At 46.6% G+C, this 536-nt stretch carries 1 protein-coding gene and 1 pseudogene; both read right to left on the reverse strand.

Annotated elements, in window-relative coordinates; translation table 11 throughout:
• Positions 1–78: 78 nt before the first annotated feature.
• Positions 79–429, reverse strand: coding sequence for a P-II family nitrogen regulator (locus tag R7040_RS29520; RefSeq protein WP_005382084.1), 351 nt, complete (start codon positions 427–429; stop codon positions 79–81).
• Positions 419–536 (reverse strand): annotated as a pseudogene (locus tag R7040_RS29525) (DUF1538 domain-containing protein); the annotation flags it as partial. The pseudogene R7040_RS29525 and the gene R7040_RS29520, both read right to left, overlap by 11 nt.

Genomic DNA, 536 nt, shown 5'->3' on the forward strand with positions numbered 1-536 from the left:
CGTATACGGTCATCAGTCCATCTACCATAACGTAAGTAGCAGCCATGACATCCCTTACTCGTACTATCGTTTGATTACTCATAGTTCATCCTCAACCACCTTGGTCAACGTTTCGACTTGATGCGCAACACCTACGGCATCCTCGATATCAATTTGAATTGCAATCCCCTGCCCCGACTCTCGGTCGAACTCTCCCACTTCATTAATGGTCTCAAGTATGTGCCGAGAAAGGTGCTCTTCCACCACAAAAAGCAGAACATCCTTTTGTACTTCTAGGGTTAATCCAAAAAACGTCCGCTTCTGATTTAAACCTTGACCACGAGCATTATTGATCACGGTCGCCCCCGTTGCTCCTGCGTCACGAGCCGCATCGAGCACCTTGTCTGTTTTGCTGTCTTCAACAAACGCGAGTATCAATTTAAAGCGCATTTTCTTCGTCCTCCGAGGTGTCTTTATTAAGCCACTGAGTAATTTGCGCATACCCCATTACGGATATCATTGGAAACAAACTGGCGAAGGCGATAAGCCCAAAGCCA

It is taken from the genome of Vibrio sp. 1069 (assembly GCF_033340555.1).